The organism is Phytohabitans rumicis (assembly GCF_011764445.1).
Taxonomy (GTDB): Bacteria; Actinomycetota; Actinomycetes; order Mycobacteriales; family Micromonosporaceae; genus Phytohabitans; species Phytohabitans rumicis.
In genome coordinates this window covers 2,501,907-2,520,694 of sequence record NZ_BLPG01000001.1, presented here as the reverse complement: position 1 = coordinate 2,520,694, position 18,788 = coordinate 2,501,907, and the positions used below count along the sequence as shown (strand labels likewise).

At 74.6% G+C, this 18,788-nt stretch carries 13 protein-coding genes and 4 pseudogenes; 9 read left to right on the top strand and 8 right to left on the bottom strand.

What is annotated here, in order from left to right:
* Positions 1-201: 201 nt before the first annotated feature.
* Positions 202-1,199 (bottom strand): annotated as a pseudogene (locus Prum_RS10775) (polyprenyl synthetase family protein).
* Between the two features lie 96 nt (positions 1,200-1,295).
* Positions 1,296-2,783, bottom strand: coding sequence for a helix-turn-helix domain-containing protein (locus Prum_RS10770; protein WP_173076093.1), 1,488 nt, complete (start codon positions 2,781-2,783; stop codon positions 1,296-1,298).
* A gap of 185 nt (positions 2,784-2,968) precedes the next feature.
* Between Prum_RS10770 and Prum_RS10765 the strand changes: the two genes are divergently transcribed.
* From Prum_RS10765 to Prum_RS10755, 3 genes are read left to right on the top strand one after another with little or no spacing between them, the layout of a single operon-like run.
* A complete protein-coding gene (locus Prum_RS10765) occupies positions 2,969-3,613 on the top strand; it encodes a Uma2 family endonuclease (RefSeq protein WP_308785348.1) in 645 nt (214 codons plus the stop codon).
* On the top strand, positions 3,556-4,473 hold the full coding sequence (metF, locus tag Prum_RS10760; protein ID WP_173076089.1) for a methylenetetrahydrofolate reductase [NAD(P)H]: 918 nt from the start codon (positions 3,556-3,558) through the stop codon (positions 4,471-4,473). The genes Prum_RS10765 and metF overlap by 58 nt, the downstream gene beginning before the upstream one ends.
* A gap of 24 nt (positions 4,474-4,497) precedes the next feature.
* Complete coding sequence (locus Prum_RS10755; RefSeq protein ID WP_173076087.1) at positions 4,498-5,175, top strand: CDP-alcohol phosphatidyltransferase family protein; 678 nt, start codon at positions 4,498-4,500, stop codon at positions 5,173-5,175.
* Here Prum_RS10755 and Prum_RS10750 read toward each other — a convergent pair.
* The 6 genes and pseudogenes from Prum_RS10750 to Prum_RS10730 form a co-directional block, all read right to left on the bottom strand.
* Positions 5,143-6,483: a phytoene desaturase family protein gene (locus Prum_RS10750; RefSeq protein ID WP_173076085.1), complete on the bottom strand. Its 1,341-nt coding sequence runs from the start codon at positions 6,481-6,483 to the stop codon at positions 5,143-5,145. The genes Prum_RS10755 and Prum_RS10750 overlap by 33 nt on opposite strands.
* Positions 6,480-7,541: a glycosyltransferase family 2 protein gene (locus Prum_RS51275; protein WP_246278551.1), complete on the bottom strand. Its 1,062-nt coding sequence runs from the start codon at positions 7,539-7,541 to the stop codon at positions 6,480-6,482. Before Prum_RS51275 ends, Prum_RS10750 begins: the two co-directional genes overlap by 4 nt.
* Positions 7,542-7,583: 42 nt before the next feature.
* Positions 7,584-8,225 (bottom strand): annotated as a pseudogene (locus tag Prum_RS51270) (carotenoid biosynthesis protein); the annotation flags it as partial.
* Positions 8,225-8,767 carry a GNAT family N-acetyltransferase gene (locus Prum_RS10740; RefSeq protein WP_173076081.1) on the bottom strand — a complete coding sequence of 181 codons (543 nt, stop codon included), beginning with the start codon at positions 8,765-8,767 and terminating at the stop codon, positions 8,225-8,227. The gene Prum_RS10740 and the pseudogene Prum_RS51270, both read right to left, overlap by 1 nt.
* Before the next feature lie 22 nt (positions 8,768-8,789).
* Positions 8,790-9,467, bottom strand: a complete 678-nt coding sequence (locus Prum_RS10735; protein WP_173076079.1) for a monooxygenase — start codon at positions 9,465-9,467, stop codon at positions 8,790-8,792.
* Complete coding sequence (locus Prum_RS10730) at positions 9,464-9,952, bottom strand: YbaK/EbsC family protein (RefSeq protein ID WP_173076077.1); 489 nt, start codon at positions 9,950-9,952, stop codon at positions 9,464-9,466. The genes Prum_RS10735 and Prum_RS10730 overlap by 4 nt, the downstream gene beginning before the upstream one ends.
* Before the next feature lie 313 nt (positions 9,953-10,265).
* Here Prum_RS10730 and Prum_RS10725 point away from each other — a divergent pair, with 313 nt between their 5' ends.
* From Prum_RS10725 to Prum_RS10700, 6 genes and pseudogenes are all read left to right on the top strand, one after another.
* Positions 10,266-10,715, top strand: coding sequence for an SAV_6107 family HEPN domain-containing protein (locus Prum_RS10725; protein WP_173076075.1), 450 nt, complete (start codon positions 10,266-10,268; stop codon positions 10,713-10,715).
* Positions 10,716-10,755: 40 nt separating this feature from the next.
* Positions 10,756-11,598: a DnaE2-dependent mutagenesis accessory factor ImuA' gene (gene imuA', locus Prum_RS10720; RefSeq protein ID WP_246277804.1), complete on the top strand. Its 843-nt coding sequence runs from the start codon at positions 10,756-10,758 to the stop codon at positions 11,596-11,598.
* Between the two features lie 223 nt (positions 11,599-11,821).
* On the top strand, positions 11,822-13,120 hold the full coding sequence (locus Prum_RS10715; RefSeq protein WP_173076073.1) for a hypothetical protein: 1,299 nt from the start codon (positions 11,822-11,824) through the stop codon (positions 13,118-13,120).
* Between the two features lie 22 nt (positions 13,121-13,142).
* Positions 13,143-13,442, top strand: a complete 300-nt coding sequence (locus Prum_RS10710) for a hypothetical protein (RefSeq protein ID WP_173076071.1) — start codon at positions 13,143-13,145, stop codon at positions 13,440-13,442.
* Positions 13,443-13,451: 9 nt separating this feature from the next.
* Positions 13,452-14,986 (top strand): annotated as a pseudogene (locus Prum_RS10705) (DNA polymerase Y family protein).
* Positions 14,986-18,316: pseudogene (locus Prum_RS10700) on the top strand (error-prone DNA polymerase). The pseudogenes Prum_RS10705 and Prum_RS10700 overlap by 1 nt, the downstream one beginning before the upstream one ends.
* The last annotated feature ends 472 nt before the right edge of the window (positions 18,317-18,788 follow it).

Here is an 18,788-nt window from a genome sequence, read left to right as displayed (position 1 = left end):
CGCGGCCTCGCGCCCGCGGCCCGGCGCCGTGCGTCGATCAAGGACTTTTCCGCCGATCAAGGGCGAATGGTCGTGGATTAGAGATCGAACCACGGCCGTTTGCCCTTGATCGACGCGAGAGTCCTTGATCGACGCGAGCCCGCGAGCCCGCGAGCACGCGAGCCGCAAGGCCGCGCACGGCGTGGGGGCGGGAGCGGAGGGCTACTCGGTGCGGGTGGTGGCGGCGGCGGCCAGGGTGACTAGGACCTCGCGCGCCTCGGGCTCGATGGGGGCGGTGGACAGGGCGGTCAGGGCGCTGCTGGTCAGTTCGGCGATGCGCTCCTCGGTACGCGCGAGCGCCCCGCTGGCCGTGATGATGTCGCGGAGTTCGGCCACGCCGGCCGCGTCCAGGGTGGGGTCGCCGAGGCTGGCGGCCAGTACGGCGCGCCGCGCTTCGTCGGCGGCGGCGAAGGCGGCCGCCACCAGGTAGGTGCGCTTGCCCTCGCGCAGGTCGTCGCCGGCGGGCTTGCCGGTCTGGGCCGGGTCGCCGAAGACGCCCAGTACGTCGTCGCGCAGCTGGAACGCCTCGCCCAGGGGCAGGCCGTACGCGGAGTAGGCCGCGGGTACGCCGGCGGGCGCGTCGGCCAGCGCGGCGCCCAGCAGCAGTGGCCGCTCGACCGTGTACTTGCCGGCCTTGTAGCGGGCCACCTTGCCGGCCCGCTCGACCGAGGTGTCCCGGTGGCCTGGGTGAGCACGTCGAGATACTGGCCGACGGTCACCTCGGTGCGCATCTCGTCGAAGACCGGCCGGGCGCGGGCGATCGTGTCCGCGGGCAGGCCGCCGGTGTGCAGCAGCTCGTCGGACCAGACCAGGCACAGGTCGCCGAGCAGGATCGCCGCCGAGTCGCCGAACGCGTCGGGGTCGCCCCGCCACCCGGCCGTACGGTGGCGGGCCGCGAAGCGCCGGTGCACCGCCGGCTCGCCGCGCCGGGTGTCGGAGCGGTCCATGAGGTCGTCGTGGATCAGCGCGCTGGCCTGCACCAGCTCCAGGGCGGCGACGGTCGTGACCACTCGGTCCGAGTCGGCGCCGCCGGCTCCCCGGTAGCCCCAGTACGCGAACGCGGGCCGCAACCGCTTGCCGCCCCCGAGCACGAAGTCTTCGACGGCGTCGGCGACCGGCAGCAGTGCCTCGTCGACGGTCGCCAACCAGGCCCGCCGCATCCCGAGGAACTCGGCGAGCGCCTTGTCGACCCGGGACCGCAGGTCGGCGCGGTCGAGCGGCGTCGCTGAGGGTACGTCTGCTGGCACGTCATGACGCTAGTCGCTGCCCACCTCCCCGGCGGCCGGGCCCCCACCTACCGCAACTTCCGGCAGATAGGGGCGGCACGCGGCGGCCAGCTCGGCGTACCGCCGGACCTCGGGCAGGTCGCGGTGGGCGGCCAGCCGCGACCGCACGGCATCGACCTCCGTGGCCGCCCGCGCCGACCCGGCGCGCACCGCGTCGAGCAGGGCGGCCTCGGCCACCTCGCAGGCCCGCTCCACCTCGCCGAGGTCGAGGCACACCCGGGCGAGCCAGGCCCCGTACAGCGCGGCGGTGCGTGGCTGGTCGGTGCGCCCGGTCGCGGCCGTGAGCAGGGGCTCCGCCCGTAGCGGCCGGCCCAGGGCGGCGAGGCAACGGCCGGTCATCGCCGTCAGCTCCGCCTCGTCGAGCCAGTACAGCCAGGGCGGGTCGTTGCTCGGGTCGCGGTGGGCGGCCGCCTCGCCGGCCTCGCCCAGCGCGGCGTGTGCTGCCCGCCGCTCCCCGCACCGGGCGGCCGCGAACGCCACCCGGTGCAGCAGCAGCGCCCGCAGCGTGGCGGACGCCGAGCGCCGGGCCCCGGCCAGCCCGGTGCGCGCCAGCAGGAGCGCGCCCCGCGGGTCGCCCTGCCCGACGAGCAGGTGGCTGGCGGAGCCCAGCACGTGGGCGGCGAGCGGACGGTCGCCGGCGCCGGCCGCGGCGGCCAGCGCCGTCCGGTACGCCGCGAGCGCCGTGTCCGCGTCGCCCGCGTCGGCGGCCACCCACCCGGTGAGCTGGGCCGCCTCGGCGACCAGCCCGAGCAGCCGGCGCCGGGCGCGCGCCGGCGCACCGGCCGGTGACCCGAGCGCCGCGTCTAGCGCCCGCTCGGCCGGGCCGGCCAGGTCGGCGCCGCCGACCAGGTCGTCCTGCCGGCGCAGCACGCCGACGGCCGCGGCCACCGCGTCCAGGTCGGTCGCCGTCGCGTCGCGGTCCTGCTCGGCCTTCGGGCACGGCCCACCGCCGGCCAACCAGGCCGCCAGCGTGTCGAGGCGGGAGACGGCCGGACCGGGTGCTCCGCCGGCCCGGGGCGCGCCCGGTGGTCCGCCACCGGACCGGCCGGCCGAGGCGCGGCCGGCGCGGCCCAGGCTGCCCGCGGGCTCGGCGAGCCACGCGTGGGCGAGCTGGAGCAGGTCGGCCGGGCCGGTGGCGAGCACCGCCGGAGCCGCCGGGCGGGCCGGACCCCGCCGGGCGGCCTCGGCGGCCACCGCCAGCTCGTCGCGCGGCACGTCGAGCACCGCGGCCAGCCAGCCGAGCCAGAAGTCGCCGGGAACCCGCTCGCCCCGCTCCCAGCGGGAGATCTCGTGCCGGCTCACGGTGGACAGGCCGGTGGCCGCCGAGAGCTGCTCGGCGACCCGCAACTGGGACCAGCCGCGCGCCAAGCGGAGCGCGGCCAACAGGGTGCCCAGCGAACCGGGCGGGTTGAGCGGTGGTGCGCTGCCCGGGTCCTGGGCAGATCGTGTTTCGGACACGGTGTCTCCAGCCCCTCTTCAGTCGCGACCCCCCACGACGCGCGGTGCTGACCCCACGGCCGTCCGGCGGCGCCCCCTACCCAGGCGCCGCCGGGCGCCCCCGTTTCCCACCGTGTGTCCGCCTCCGGCCCCAACTGGCCCCGGGGCCAGGAGCGGGCACACCGTGTTGGCTCTTTCTCTACCGCATGGGTACGACGTTTTCTGGCGGCATGGCATCCCCCGATTTCGCCGGCCTCCGGTGTCAAGTGATCGACGGCTGTCTCGTCCTCACCCCGGCCCCGCCACCCGAGCACCGGCGGATCCGCGACCGCCTCCGTGAGCTGCTGACCGCCGCCCTCCCCGCCACCGCACGGGCGATCGCCCCGGTCGTCGTACTCCTGCCGGACGGCGACCGGCCGGCGTCGGACCTGGCGGTGTGCGACGCGGCCGGTGTGGTGGTGCCGGCGCGGCGGGTGCACACGGTCGTGGACGTCGTGGCGCCGCGGACCCGGCGGTTTACCCGCGGCCGCAAACGCGACCTGTACGCCGAAGCGGGCATTCCGTGCTTCTGGCGCATCGAGCCGGAGGCGTGGCCGGGCTACGACGGCCCACTGCCGGTCATCGCCGTACGTGTCAGGGAGCGCGGCCGCTGGCGGGAGCTCGTCGTGCCGGCCGGACGGGAGCGGGACGTGCCCGTGGTGGTCGGGCGGTCACCCGGGCGTGCGGAGGTGGTGACTGTCCGGTTTGACCCGGCCGTACTGACTGCCGATGGGTCAGCCGTTACAGTCGCACCATGGCGCTCGGTCTCCCCTCCGTCTTCCCCGGCTCACAGCCGTCGATCGGTGACCTGATCCGCGGGCCGGCGCCGACGTTCTCGTTCGAGTTCTTCCCGCCGAAGACGGCGGAGGGCGAGCGGCTGCTGTGGCAGGCGATCCGGGAGCTGGAGTCGCTGCGGCCGACGTTCGTGTCCATCACGTACGGAGCGGGCGGCTCGACCCGCGACACCACGGTGGCCTTGACCGAGCGGGTCGCCACCGAGACCACGCTGCTGCCGATGGCCCACCTGACCGCGGTCAACCACTCGGTGGCCGAGCTGCGGCACGTGATCGGCCGGCTGGCCGCCGTGGGCGTGCGCAACGTGCTGGCCGTGCGCGGTGACCCGCCGGGCAACCCGATGGGCGAGTGGGTGCGCCACCCGGAGGGCGTGCTGTACGCCGACGAGCTGGTCCGGCTGGTGAAGGCGTCCGGCGACTTCAGCGTCGGGGTGGCCGCGTTCCCGTACAAGCACCCGCGGTCGGCGGACGTGGCGACCGACACGGCCCGGTTCATCGACAAGTGCCGCGCCGGCGCCGACTTCGCGATCACGCAGATGTTCTTCGACGCGGACGACTACCTGCGCCTGCGCGACCGGGTCGCGGCGGCCGGCTGTGACACGCCGATCGTGCCGGGCGTCATGCCGGTGACCAAGATGGCGACGATCGAGCGCTCGGAGCAGCTGTCCGGTGCGCCGTTCCCGCCCGCGCTGGCGGCCCGCTTCGAGCAGGTCGCGGACGACCCGGAGGCGGTGCGCCGGCTGGGCATCGAGCAGTGCAGCCAGATGTGCCAGCGGCTGCTCGACGAGGGCGTGCCGGGCATCCACTTCATCACGCTCAACCGCTCGACGGCGACCCGGGAAGTCTGGCAGAACCTTCCGGTGACCGCCCGCGTCTGAAGCGCCCGCTCGACGGTTGATCCAGTGGTGGGCACCCGGCAGCTGTTGAACTGGGACGAGTACGCGGTCGCGTGGGCCCGGCTGCACGGCGGGTTCGACCCGCGGCGCGCCGGGCCGGCGGTCGGCGGCTGGCTGCGCCTGGCGTACGGGATCGGCGCCGGCCTCGCCCGCGCGCGGGTGGCACCGGCCATGGTCACGCTGGTCGGCCTGGGGCTGTCGGTGGCGGTGCCGCTGCTGGCCGACCGGCCGGCCGTGGCGGGGGTGTTCGTGCTGCTCGCCGCGATGGCGGACAGCGTGGACGGCGCCGTCGCCGTGGTCTCCGGGCGCGCCACCCGGCTCGGCTACCTGTACGACTCGCTGGTCGACCGGCTGGGCGAGGGCTGCTGGCTGATCGCGTTCTGGCTGGTCGGGGCGCCGGGGTCGCTCGTGGTGGCGGCGGGCGCGCTGTCCTGGCTGCACGAGTACATCCGGGCCCGGGTCACGGCGGCCGGCATGAAGGACATCGCGGTGGTCACCGTCGGCGAGCGCCCGACCCGGGTGTCCGTCGCCGTGGTGGGGTTGGTGCTGGCCGGCTGGGTCGGCGCGCTCCAGTCCGACCTCCCGGCGGGCACGATCACCGTCGTGTGCGCGGTGTGGGTCCTGCTCGCCGTCGTGGGCGTGGCGCAGCTCCTAGCCGCCGTCCATCGCGGCCTTCGCGACTAGCTCCGCGCCCAGCGTCACCATGGGTAGGCCGCCTCCGGGGTGGACCGAGCCGCCCACGAGGTACAGGCCCGCCACGGGGCCGCGGTTCGACGGGCGCAGCAGGCTCCCCGCGGTGCCGTAGATCGGCTCGCCGGGCGGGCGGACCTCGCGGAAGAGCACCCGCTCCCGCACGTCCAGCCCGCGCGCGGCCAGCACGTCGAGGAGGTGGTCGGCGTACGCCTCGGCCAGGTCGGGGCGGCGCCAGTGGGGGGCCGCGTTCACCAGCACGGTCCACGCCTCGTGCCCCGCGGGAGCGGTGTCCGGCGGCACCGTCACATAGATCGCCGGATCCACCGCGGGACGACCCCCGAACACCGCGTCGAACTCGGCGTCGTAGTCGGCCGGGAAGTACACGGTGTGGTGGGCCAGGCCGGAGCGCCCGCGCACGCCGAGCAGCAGCACGAAGCCGGACAGGCTCCGGTCGGCCAGCCGGGCGAGCCGCCGCGGCGTGGGCAGCAGGTCCCGGTAGACGGTGGCGGCGTCCACATCGGTCACCACGAGGTCGGCGGCGACGCGCGCGCCGCCGACGCGTACCCCTTGGACACGGCCGCCCGCCGCGTCGATCGCGGTGACCGCGGACCCGGTCCGGACGACCACGCCGAGGTCCTGGCAGCGCGCGAGCAGCGCGTCGGCCAGCGTGGCCAGCCCACCGCGCAGGTACCAGCCGCCGAAGGCCAGCTCCGCGTACGCGACGGCGAGCAGCGCGGCGGGCGCCCGGCGGGGATCGGCGCCCGCGTACGTGGCGTACCGGTCCACGAACATCCGCAGCCGCGGGTCGCGCACCCCCACCCCGCGCAGCGTCTGCCCGGGACGCACCGCCCACAGGTCGCGCAGCCGCCACGCCAGCGGCGCCAGCGACCGCACGCCCGCGATCTCCCGGCGCAGCACGTGGCGCCAGGACGTCTCCCACACCCGCGCCGCGCGCCGCCACAGCCCGTCCCACTCGGCGGCCGCGGCGGGCCCCAGCGCGAGGCGCACCCGCGAAGCGAACTCCGCCGGGTCGCGGCACGAGTCGAGCGTCGCGCCGTCCGGAAAGACGTGCCGCACGATCGGGTCGAGCGGCACCGGCATGAGCCCTTCGAAGACCTGCGGCAGCGTCAACAGGCTCGGGCCGGTGTCGAAGACGAAGCCGTCCCGCGCGTACCGGGCCAGCTTTCCGCCCACCACGCCGGCGCGCTCGAAGACGGTCACCCGGTGCCCGCGCGCGGCCAGCCGCGCGGCCACGGTCAGCCCGCCGACACCCGCGCCAACCACCACCACCCTGCTCACGGCACACTCCTCCCGCGCCAGGTCAGCCGGCCCTGCCGGTGCAGCCGCCGGGACCGCGCCACCAGCCACGCGAAGGCAACGACCGACGCCGGCTGGGCCAGCGCGTCCGGCCAGGCCCGACCGCCGGTCGCGGCCGCGCTGATCACCCTTCCCGCAACACCCAGGAGGTACGCCGTGAGCCCGGCCGCCGGCGCGACGGTGACCAGGAGCGGCGGCAGGGCGTACAGGGCGAGCAGGAGCAACACGACCGGCCAGCCGACCGCGGCCCACAGCGACTTGGCGTAGCCGTCCGCCAGCTCCCGCCAGCCCGCGTACATCCGGCAGCTGGCCAGGGCGGACGCGTCCGCGAGCGCGATCCGCCCGCCGGCGCGCTTGACCGCCCGGGCCAGCGCCACGTCTTCGAGCACCTGGTCGTGGACGGCCGCGTGGCCGCCCGCGCGGTCGTACCCGGCCCGGTCGGCCACCAGGAACTGCCCGCCCGCCGCCGCGAGCGACGGCCGCGCCGAGCGCTCCATCGCCCGCAGCGGCAGGAACGTCAGCCACGACCACTGCAACAACGGCTGGATCAGCCGCTCACCCGCCGTCCGCGCCACCATCCGGGGGTACGGCGAGAGCAGGTCGGCGCGGGCGGCACGCAGACCCGCGACGGCGGCGGCCACCGCGTCCGGGGCGAGGACCACGTCCGCGTCGACGAAGACCAGCACGGACGCGTCCGGCACGAGGTCGGCGAGCTGCTGGCAGGCGTACGGCTTGCCGAGCCAGCCGGCCGGCGGTGGCGCGCCTTCGACCACCCGGATTCCGTGTTCCTCGATCATGCCGGCGGTCCCGTCCGTCGAGCCGTCGTCGAGCGCGACGATCCGCAGCCGGGGTACGCCCCGCTGGGCCAGCAGGGCGCGCAGGCAGGGCTCCACCCGGCCGGCCTCGTTGCGTACCGGCAGCAGCACGGCGACCGGCTCGTCCACCGCTTCGCCCGGTGCGCGGAGGCGGCGCAGAAGCAGCGCGTTGACGGCGGTGTGCAGGGTGAGCGCGCCGACCGTGGCGGCCAGGAGCCAGCTCAGCGGCGTGAGCACGGTGCCGGGGAGGTCGAGGAAGACCGCCTGCGCTACGGCGCTGCTGGCGTATGCCCATGTAAGTGCAAGGAAGGGCACCCTGTTATCGCTTTTTGCATAGCAAGGGTCCCTTCCTAACAGCTGGGAGAGCGCCGACATCATCAGCAGGGCTACTAGCAGCCAGGCGAGGTAGTTGGTCAGGGGGACGCCGGGTACACCGGGCAAGGCCGGATGGGGGTCGGACCAGGTCCAGTAGCCCTCGGCCACCATCTGCGGGTCGAGGAAGAGGTCCCATCCGGCGAGCGCGATCGCGGCGAGCGGTACCCGCCATCTCGTCGTGACCCGGCCGGCCACCACCCACGCCGGCCAGGCCATCCAGGTCCACGCCAGCGGTATGACCAGCGGCACCCCGGCCAGCTTCGGCCCGAGGTCGCCGGCGTACGCGTACGCGCCGAACGGGAAGCCGGTCGCCACACCGAGCGCCTCGACCGCCAGCCCGCCGCCGGTGGTCACCGCCACCAGCACGGCGGTGACCCGTACGCCCCGGCTGACGAGCGCGTGGGTCACCGATGTGGCGTACCCGATGAGGACGGTGACCACCGTCAACCCGGCGCGGCCGGACCCGCTCGTGAGCGGGTAGCCGATCTGGGCCAGCACCAGCGCGCCCAGCAGCAGCCAGGGCAACCGTCGCATTACTGAGGCAGTGGCAGCTGCCGCCCGAGCACCGCGAAGGCCCGCTCGTCGCCCGGGAAGCGGAAGTCCCGCAGCACGTCCACGAACTCGAACCGGCGGTAGAGGCGCCAGGCCCGGGACGCCTGCTCGTTGGCCTCCGGTGTGGACAGCAGGGTGGTGGCCCCGCTCGCCATCCGCAGCAGCGCGCGGAGCTGGCGGGCGCCCACGCCGTGCCCCTGCGCGGGCGGGCGCACGTGCAGCTCGACCACCTCGAAGCAGTCGGTGAGCCAGGTCTTGCGGGACTCCTCGCTCAGCGCACCGCGCACCTGGTCGTGCCACCACTGCCCGCCGGCGGAGGTGTAGCCGTATCCGAAGCCGGCCAGGTGCCCGTCGCGGGTGAGCGTGGCGACCGCCCGGAACCCGGGCCGGCGGGCGTGCGTGGCGATGTAGCCGCGCCGCGCCTCCAGCAGCTCGGCACGGTAGCCCATCGCCTCGCCGTACACCGCGACCACGTCGTCCAGCCGCCTGGTGAGGTCGTCAGGCATCCACGGCACCAACCTCATGCGCGCCCGCGCTCCCCTCCGGTCACCAGCCCACGACCCTACGGTCGCCCACCACGTCCAGCACCGCGAACCGGGCGAACAGCTCCTCCGCGTACCACCCTTCGGCCGGTGTGCGCAGGATCGCGGCCCGGTGCTCCGGGTGACGGTACGCGAACTCAACCAGGTCTGCGTCGTTGCGCCACACGGTGATCGTGCCTTGCCAGCCGATCGGTGCTTCGCCGATGCCGAAGCGGGTGAGGAGCCCCGGCGCGCCCGCCACGGCCGTCGCGATCGGCGGGATCGCGCGCCAGAACGTCACCGCCTTGCGCGGGCGCAGGCGGGCCCGGGTGAGCGCGAGGACGGGGCCTTCGGCCGGGTCGGCCGTGCTCTCGAACGGCTCCACGCCGGCCCAGCGCCCCCGGCTGGCCAGCGGGCGCAGGACGATGCGGGCGTGTGCCGTGGCGATCCGGGCCCACCCCCGCCCGACCGGGGTGTCGTCGAGGCCCTTGTTTGGCTCGGCCCAGACCGCCAGGGCCGCGTACCGGGTGAGGTCGGCGTCGGCGGGTCCGAAGCTCGTGCCCGTACCGGTCCCGAGCAGCTTCGCGAAGCGCACGCCGGGCGCGGCCCGCAGCCGCCGCCGATCAAGGGCCATCCGGGCCAGGGCGCGCGGGACCGCGCGGCGCCGCACCCGCCACACATCCAGCGTCACGAGTACGCTCACGCCACTTCGGCGGCCGTGCCTGCCGTGATCCGGAGCAGCTCGGCGTACGTGGTGGGAAAAACCGCCTGGGGTACGCCGCCGGCGGCCCAGATCTCGCCGTACTGGGCCAGGGCGGTGTCGACGAGCGTGCGGACCGGCTTGGGGTGGCCGAGCGGGGCGACGCCGCCGATGACCTGGCCGGTGTGCGTCTTGACGAAGTCGGGCGTGGCCCGCTTCAGCGTGCCGAGGCCGAGGTCGGCGGCCACCCGGGCGGTGTCGACCCGGTGCGCGCCGGACGTCAGGATCAGCAGCGGCTCGCCGTCCGCGTTGAAGATCAACGAGTTGGCGATCTGGCCCACCTCGATGCCGAGCGCCGCAGCCGCCGCGACGGCGGTGTGTACGGCGTCGGGCAGCAGCCGTACCTCGGAGGGCCGGCCGGAGCCGTCGACGGAGCCGGCGTTCTCCAAGGCGTCCTGGACGGCTTGCACGTTGGGGTGAGCTGGCATGCCGACCATTCTGCCCCGGACGCGCGCGGCGTTTTTGTCGTAGGGGAGGTGTACAGTTCTCCGTAATCGAACTACTGTTCGAATAGCTCGGGTGGAGCGGTTCGCGACGCGGCACCCGAGAGCGGTTCGCGGAAACCGCGTGCGGGTCCGGGCATTCGCGGGTTCGGGCCCACAGGCAGGACCGTTGCCCGCTGCCCCCGACCCCCGGGTGGCGGGCAACGGACCGGCCGGCTGAGCCGGTCGGGTGTGAGGAGGGGAAGCATTCACGCCCGGCCGGCACCGTCGAACTGGACAACGCCGAGGAGACAGTTCCATGCCGACCAGTACGGCTCAGGCACCCACCGTGCCGGCCCACGTGATGCCGCACCGCACACCTGCTGAGCTGCTCGTGCTCGCCCGGCACGGGCTCGCCGAAGCGGCCGAGACCCGCGCCGACGGCCTGCGCTACGCGGCCGCCCACCTGTCCGCCCTGCGCGCCGCGGCCGCCATGCTCGCCGCCCGGGCGCAGCCCTCGCCCACCCGGCGCAACCGGGTCACCAGCGTCTGGGCGCTGCTGCTGATGGTGGCCCCCGAGCTGCGCGAGTGGGCCAACTACTTCGCCGCCGGGGCGAGCAAGCGCGCCGCCGCCCAGGCCGGCATCCCCCGCGTGGTGACCGCCCGGGAGGCCGACGACCTGCTGCGCGCGGCCGAGCAGTTCGTGGCGGTGGTCGAGGTCGCGCTCGGCGTGGCCCACCAGCCCGCCCTCGACGGGCTGGCCGCCTGACCCTCCGTAGTAGTTAGTACACACAGGAAAGCGAGAGGCCATGGCGGGCCTGGCGACGCTGCGGTCCGCCGCCGTAACAGGGCTGGTCCGACCGGCGAGTGACCCGGAGTCGACCGGGCGGCACCGGGTGCTCCCGGTGCTGCCCGAGCTGGGCGTGCTGCTGCCGGGCGGAGGGCTGCGCCGGGGCACCACGATCGCGGTGGTCGCCACCCCGCCAGTCGCGGCCCTGGGGCCGGCGCCGTCTGGACTGAGGAGCGAAGCGACGAGGGAAGACGGCGCCTCCCAGGCCCCTGGGCCCGCGCGAGCGGAGCGAGCGCCAGCCAACTCAGCCGGTGGCTCCTCGCTGGTGCTCGCCCTGATCGCCGAGGCGTCCCGGGCCGGCTCCTGGTGCGCGCTGGTCGGCATCCCCACGTTCGGTGCGCTCGCCGCCGCCGACGCGGGCATCGCGCTCGACCGGCTCGCCGTGGTGCCCAACCCCGGGCCGGAGTGGGCCGCGGTGGTCGCCGCCCTCATCGACGGGCTCGACGTGGTGGTCGCCGCCGTCCCCGGCACGGTGTCCGCCACGGTCGCCGGCCGCCTGGCCGCCCGGGCGCGCCAGCGGGGGAGCGTGCTCGTGCCGTACGGCCGGTGGGAGGGAGCCGACGTCACGCTGCAGGTGACCCGGAGCGTGTGGGAGGGGCTGGAGCAGGGCCGGGGGCGACTGCGCCAGCGCAGGGTCACCATCGTCGCGCGCGGCCGAGGAGCAGCCGCCCGCCCCAAAGAGATCACCGTCTGGATGCCCGGCTCCGGCGGCCGACCGGTCGTGGCCATCGTCGACCTCGAGCCGCCGAGCCGTACGACCGCCCGCCGAGCCACCCTCACCCTCCTCCGCCAGGTCTCCTGACCCCGCCCATGTGGTGATCATGGAGTTAGCGGCGCAGGAAGCGCTCTCCGCGACGCTAACTCCATGATCACCACATGGGCGGGGTCAATGATCCGTGCAGTGCCCGACTCACGGACGTGCTGGCCCGGGAGCCGGAGTGACATCTGGGTGGTCGCGTGCGCGGGGTTTCTATGGTGGGCACGTGTCCGAATATCGGCCCGGCGACCGCGGTTGACGAGGCGCCATGTCGCTGGTCGACGACCTTCGCAACGGGGGCGATTGGGCCCGGCTCCAGGCCGCGCGCGCGGCACACGCGGCGACCGAGGGTGATGAGCCCGGCCTGGTGCCGGTGCTGCTGGAGGTCGCGCTGACCGACGACACCGAGGTGCGTACCGCCTTCGGGCTCAACGACGACACGGAGCACATCGGCGACACGGCGGCCAGCTCGCTGATGCGGGTTCTGGAGCGCGTGGACGGCATCGACCCGCGGGTACGCGCCGCCGTGACCGATCCCGGGGCGGACGACGATCGGGTGGGCCGCCTGCTGCACCATCTCGGGCCGCGCTACGAGCCGCTGCGGCGGGAGCTGGCGGCGAGTCCCGAGGGCCGGCTGCGGCTGCGGGCGCTCAAGGCCGACCCGGACCGTACGGCCGACGTGAGCATGCGCTTCCTCAGTGACCCGTCGCCGGCTGTACGGGCGGAGGCGGTCCTGCGGGTGCCGAAGGGCCTGGACGTCGAGGTGTTGCAGCGCGTGCTGGCGACGGATGCCGCCGCCGAGGTACGCCGCGCGGCGGCCTCGTGCCTCGTGTTCACCCCCGCCGGCAGCGCGCCATTTCTGGCCGCCCTCCGGGTGGAGACCGACCTGCTGACCAAGGGCAGGCTGCTGTCCGGCCTGCAGCGTCGCATCCAGGAACCTGGCGTCCTGCCGGCCGTCGTCGGACTCCTCGCCGACGAACCGCTGCTGCAACAGTGGACGTCCAGCGTGCTTTACAACCTGGCCGACGCCGGAGTGGCCGCCGCGTTCGCCTCACGCATTCTGGTCGAGGACGACTACCAGGTCCTGTCGTCGATGCTGCGCTACCAGCACCTGATGGCGTACGTCCCCGAGCTGCGCGGCCTGCTGGAGCGCATGCTGCGTAACACCGACCGCGACGGCCATGTCTTCCACCTGACCCGGGCGCTCGCCAAGCCGGACGGCCGGCCGGTCGCCGTGGACCCGGCCGCCGGTCTGGACTCCGGGCAGCGGGACCGCTTGCTCAGGGAGGTGGTGGGGTGGGCGGTCGCGGCGCTCGAACCGTACTCGCCGGACGAGGCCGCGGACCTGCGCCGCTGGCTGGCCAGCCCGCCCGGCGACCTGCGTCAGACGATGGACGAGGGGTCCGGGTGGCCGTGGCGGCAGCGGGTGGGGACCCGGCGGCCGGCTGGGCGGCTGAGCAGACCCGGCTCGCACACCTGTTTACCGCCGCCCAGATCCGGGCCGGCCTCGAACCGCTGCCACCGGGTCCGCTGCGCCACCTGTTTCTGGAAGGCGAGCCGTTGGTGATCCACCACTCCGGCGGGGTTCGGTGCTGCTGGAGCTGGGCGATCCCGCCCCGCTGGCGGCTGGCGTCCGGCCCGAGCGTGCCGAGGTGCGCGCGCCTTGCCTGAACTGTGGCATCCAGCGTCGCGTCGCGGCGGCGTTGACCTGGCAATACCGCGACGACGACCGCTACGCCGAATCCGAGGACGGCTTCGTGGGCGAGCTCACCGGCGCCTGCCCGGTGTGCCGTACGCCCGGGCGGGCGGACGTCCGCGTCTCGCTGACCAGGAGCCGTGCGGACGGCGCCGGACAGATCACCTGGGACGCGATCGAACAAGTGTACTAAGATCCAGGGATGCGTACGCTGCTGGTCTGGTGTCCGGACTGGCCGGTGCTCGCCGTCGACATCGTCGAGGGCATTCCGGCGTCCGGGCGGGTGGCCGTGGTGCACGCCAACCGGGTGATCGCCTGCTCCGAGGCGGCGCGCGCCGAGGGGGTACGGCGCGGGCTGCGCAAGCGGGAGGCGCAGAGCCGGTGCCCGCGGCTGACCGTGGTGGAGCACGATCCGGACCGGGACGCGCGGGCGTTCGAGCCGGTGGTCGCGGCGGTCGAGGAGATGGCGGTCGGGGTCGAGGTGATCCGCCCCGGCTCCTGCGCGCTGGCGGCCCGCGGCCCGGCGCGCTACTTCGGCGGCGAGGAGCGGGCCGCGGAGCAGATCGTCGAGCGGATCGCCGAGGCGTGCGCGGTGGAGAGCCAGGCCGGTGTCGCCGACGGGGTGTTCGCCGCCGGGCTCGCGGCGCGCGCCGGGCAGATCGTCCCGCCCGGTGGTACGCCGGAGTTCCTCGCCGGCCAGCCCGTCGAGACGCTCGACCGTCCACAGTTGACAGACCTGCTGCGGCGCCTCGGCGTGCGTACCCTCGGAGATTTTGCGGCATTGCCCGCCGCGGACGTCCTGTCCCGGTTCGGGTTTGACGCGTCGCTGGCGCACCGCCTGGCCGCGGGCCGCGACCACCGCGGGCTGGCGGTCCGGCGGCCGCCGCCCGACCTGGACGTCGCCGAGACGTACGACGAACCGCTCGACCGGGTCGACGTGGCCGCGTTCGCCGCCCGGTCGCTCGCCGAACGGCTGCACGCCACGCTCGCCGGGCACGGTCTGGCCTGCACCCGGGTGGCGATCGAGGCGGTGACCGCGGACGGGCAGGAGCTGCACCGGGTCTGGCGGCACGACGGGCTGCTCACCGCGGTGGCGATCGCCGACCGGGTGCGCTGGCAGCTCGACGGGTGGATCTCCGGGCGCAGGGACCGGCCGGTCTCGGGCATCATGCGCCTGCGGCTGATCCCGGAGGGAGTGCTCGCGCACGCCGGGTTGCAGCCGGGACTGTGGGGCGAGACCGGCGAGGAGCGCGAGCGGGCGCACCGGGCGCTGAACCGGGTGCAGGGCATCCTCGGGCCGGAGGCGGTGCTCACCGCGGTGCTCGGGGCGGGCGTTCGCCGGGCGACCAGGTGCGCTTCGCCCCTTGGGGCGACGAGCGGACCCCGGCCCGGCCCGCGCCGCCGCCGTGGCCCGGCCGGCTGCCGGCACCGGCGCCCGCCGCGGTGCTGCCGGCGCCGCTGCCCATCAGCGTGTACGACGCGACCGGCGCGCCGGTGAGCGTGAGCGCCCGGCTGGAGGTGAGCGCGCCGCCGGCCCGGATCGTGATCGGCTCGACCCGGCGGGCGCGGACCGTCGAGGTCACCGGGTGGAGCGGCCCGTGGCCCGTCGAAGAGCGCTGGTGGGCGATGGAGGAGGCGTCCCGGCGGGCCCGGTTCCAGATCGGCCTGCCACACGGCTGGGCGATGCTGCTGTCCCTGTCCGGCGGCGTCTGGGTCATAGAGGCGGTGTACGACTGATGGGGTGGCATAACCCGCCGGTGCCGTGGGCGGATTTAGAGCGGGCGATGTCGGGGAAGCCGCACGTCGTCGACCCGTTGGCGATCGACGCCGACGGTGGGGACTCGCCGGCCTGGACCCGCAAGCGGCCGCCGTACGAGGCGCCGGCCTTCGTCCGCACCGAGGGCGCCGTGCCGTACGCGGAGCTGCACTGCCACACCAACTTCAGCTTCCTGGACGGGGCGAGCCACCCGGAGGAACTGGCCGAGGAGGCGGCCCGGCTGGGGCTCACCGCGCTGGCGGTGACCGACCACGACGGGTTCTACGGCGTCGTGCGCTTCGCCGAGGCGGCTAGGGCGATCAAGCTGCCCACGATCTTCGGCGCCGAGCTGTCCCTCGGCCTGCCCCGCCCGCAGAACGGCGAGCCCGACCCGGTCGGCCGCCACCTGCTGGTGCTCGCCCGCAACCCCGACGGGTACGCCCAGATCGCGCGCACGGTCAGCAAGGCGCAGCTGGCCGGAAAGGAGAAGGGCCGCCCGGTCTACCCGTCGCTCCCGGAACTGGGCGAGGCGCTCAAAGACGTCGTAGTCCTCACCGGCTGTCGCAAGGGGACGGTGCCGGCGGCGCTGCGGATCGGCGGGTCGGCCGCGGCGGCCGAGGAACTGGACCGGCTCGTCGACGCCTTCGACCGCGACCGGGTGGTGGTGGAGCTGATCGACCACGCCGACCCGTACGACGGCGACCGCAACGACGCGCTCGCCGACCTCGCCGACGCGGCCGGACTGTCCATTGTGGCCACCAACAACGTGCACTACGCCAAGCCCAGCCGGCGGCGGCTGGCCACCGCGCTGGCGGCGGTACGGGCCCGGCGCAGCCTCGACGAGATCGACGGCTGGCTGCCCGCCGCGGCCACCGCGCACCTGCGCAGCGGCGAGGAGATGGCGGCCCGGTTCGCCGCGTACCCGGGGCGGTGGCGCGGGCCGCGGAGCTCGGCAAGGAGCTGGCCTTCGACCTCCAGCTCGTCGCGCCCAACCTGCCCGACTGGGAGGTCCCCGCCGGCCACACCGAGATGAGCTGGCTGCGCGAGCTGACCATGAAGGGCGCGCTGCGGCGGTACGGCCCGCGTGCGGCGGCGACAAAGGCGTACGACCAGCTCGACCGAGAGCTGAAGATGATCGATGAGCTGGGTTTCCCCGGCTACTTCCTGATCGTCCACGACATCGTCTCGTTCTGTCACCGGGAGCGGATCTTCTGCCAGGGCCGGGGCTCGGCGGCCAACTCCGCGGTCTGCTACGCCCTGGGCATCACCAACGTCGACGCGGTGGAGCACGGGTTGCTCTTCGAGCGCTTTCTCGCGCCCGAGCGTGACGGCCCACCGGACATCGACGTCGACATCGAGTCCGACGAGCGCGAGCGGGTCATCCAGCACGTCTACGAGAAGTACGGCCGGGAGCACACCGCGCAGGTCGCCAACGTGATCTCGTACCGGCCGCGGTCGGCGGTGCGCGACATCGCCAAGGCGTTCGGCTTCTCACCCGGCCAGCAGGACGCGTGGAGCAAGCAGATCGACCGCTGGGGAGCGTCGCGGCCGTCGACGTCGACGACATCCCGGGCCACGTCATCGAGTTCGCCAACGAACTGCAGACGTTCCCCCGGCACCTGGGCATCCACTCCGGCGGCATGGTGATCTGCGACCGGCCGGTCATCGACGTGTGCCCGGTCGAGTGGGCGCGGATGGAGAACCGCACCGTCCTGCAGTGGGACAAAGACGACTGCGCCGCCGTCGCGCTGGTCAAGTTCGACCTGCTCGGGCTGGGGATGCTGTCCGCGCTGCGGTACGCGTACGACATGATCGAGGACGACCTGGAGCTGAGCGAGATGCCCCTGGACGACACCGAGATCTACGCGATGCTGCAGAAGGCCGACTCGGTGGGCGTGTTTCAGGTCGAATCGCGTGCCCAGATGGCCACGCTGCCGCGGCTGAAGCCCGAATGCTTCTACGACCTGGTCGTCGAGGTGGCGCTGATCCGGCCCGGCCCGATCCAGGGCGGCTCGGTGCACCCGTACATCCGGCGCAAGAAAGGGCTGGAGGCCGCGGAGCCGCCACACCCGGCGATGGCCAACGCGCTGTCCAAGACCCTGGGCGTGCCACTCTTCCAGGAGCAGCTCATGCAGCTCGCCATCGACGTGGCCGGCTTCAACGGCGCCGAGGCCGACCAGCTGCGCCGGGCCATGGGGTCCAAGCGCTCCGACGAGCGGATGGCCGCGCTCAAGGAACGGCTCTACGCCGGCATGGCCGAGCGCGGCATCACCGGCGCGGTCGCCGACGACGTGTATCTCAAGCTGTCGTCGTTCGCCAGCTTCGGCTTTCCGGAGAGCCACGCGATCAGCTTCGCCTACCTGGTGTACGCCAGCTCGTGGCTCAAGCGGTACTACCCGGCGCCGTTCCTCGCCGCACTGCTCAACGCCCAACCGATGGGCTTCTACTCGCCGCAGACCCTGGTCGACGACGCCCGGCGGCACGGCGTGGAGGTGCGCCGGCCCGACATCAACCTCAGCGACGCCAAGGCGACCCTGGAGCACACGCCGGACACCCGCTGGGGCAGCGAGCGGGACGAGCCGCCGCACCAGTGGGGGCAAGGCGGGCCCGCCGTCCGGTTAGGACTGTCCTATGTGCGCACCATCGGCGACGACCTCGCCAAGCGCATCGCGGAGCACCGGGCCGGCGGTGGGCCGTACCGGGACATGGCGGACCTCGCCCGCCGGATAGGTCTCACGACCGCGCAGCTGGAGGCGCTGGCCACCGCGGACGCCTTCGCCAGCCTCGGGCTGTCCCGGCGCGCGGCGCTGTGGGCGGCCGGCGCCGCCGCCCAGGAACGGCGCGGCCGCCTTCCGGGTACGGCCACCAGCCCCAATCCGCCGCCCACGCTGCCCGGCATGGACGCCGTCGACCGCCTCGTCGCCGACGTGTGGGCGACCGGGCTGTCCCCGGAAAGCCACCCCGCGCAGTTCATCCGGCCGCGGCTCGACGACGCCGGCGCGGTGCCGATCGCGCGGCTCGGCCTCCTCGACGACGGCACCCGGGTACGCGTCGGCGGCATCGTCACCCACCGGCAGCGGCCCGCGACGGCCGGCGGCATCACGTTCCTGAACCTCGAAGACGAGACCGGCATGCTCAACGTCACCTGCTCACCGGGCCTGTGGCAGCGCTACCGCAAGGTGGCGCGCACAAGCGCCGCCCTCATCGTGCGGGGGCGACTCGAAAAGCACGACGGCGTCATCAACGTGACCGCCGACCGGCTCGACCCGATCACCCCGCCGGTGAGCCCGGCATCCCGCGACTTCCGCTGACCCCGCGGCGTGCGTCGCGCCGGCGGCGTGCGTCGATCAAGGGATTTTGCGTCGATCAAGGGCATATGGCCGTGGTTTGGAGATCGAAGCACGGCCATTCGCCCTTGATCGACGGCAAAGTCCTTGATCGCGCGCAACGCGGGCCGGCATGGGGTGCCCTGCCGCCGCGTGGATGTGCGTGCGGCCTACGCCGCGTCGCGTTCCCGCGGCCGTGCGCCGCGCTTCGCGGCGTGCGTCGCGCCGGCTGCGTGCGTCGCGCCGGCGGCGTGCGTCGATCAAGGGATTTTGCGTCGATCAAGGGCATATGGCCGTGGTTTGGAGATCGAAGCACGACCATTCGCCCTTGATCGACGGCAAAGTCCTTGATCGACAGCGAGGTCCTTGATCGACGCACACCCCGGCGGCGGGGTGTGCGGCGGCGGGGCGTGCGGCAGGCGAGCCGGGGGTGGGTGTGGCCCGGCGCGCTGCCGGG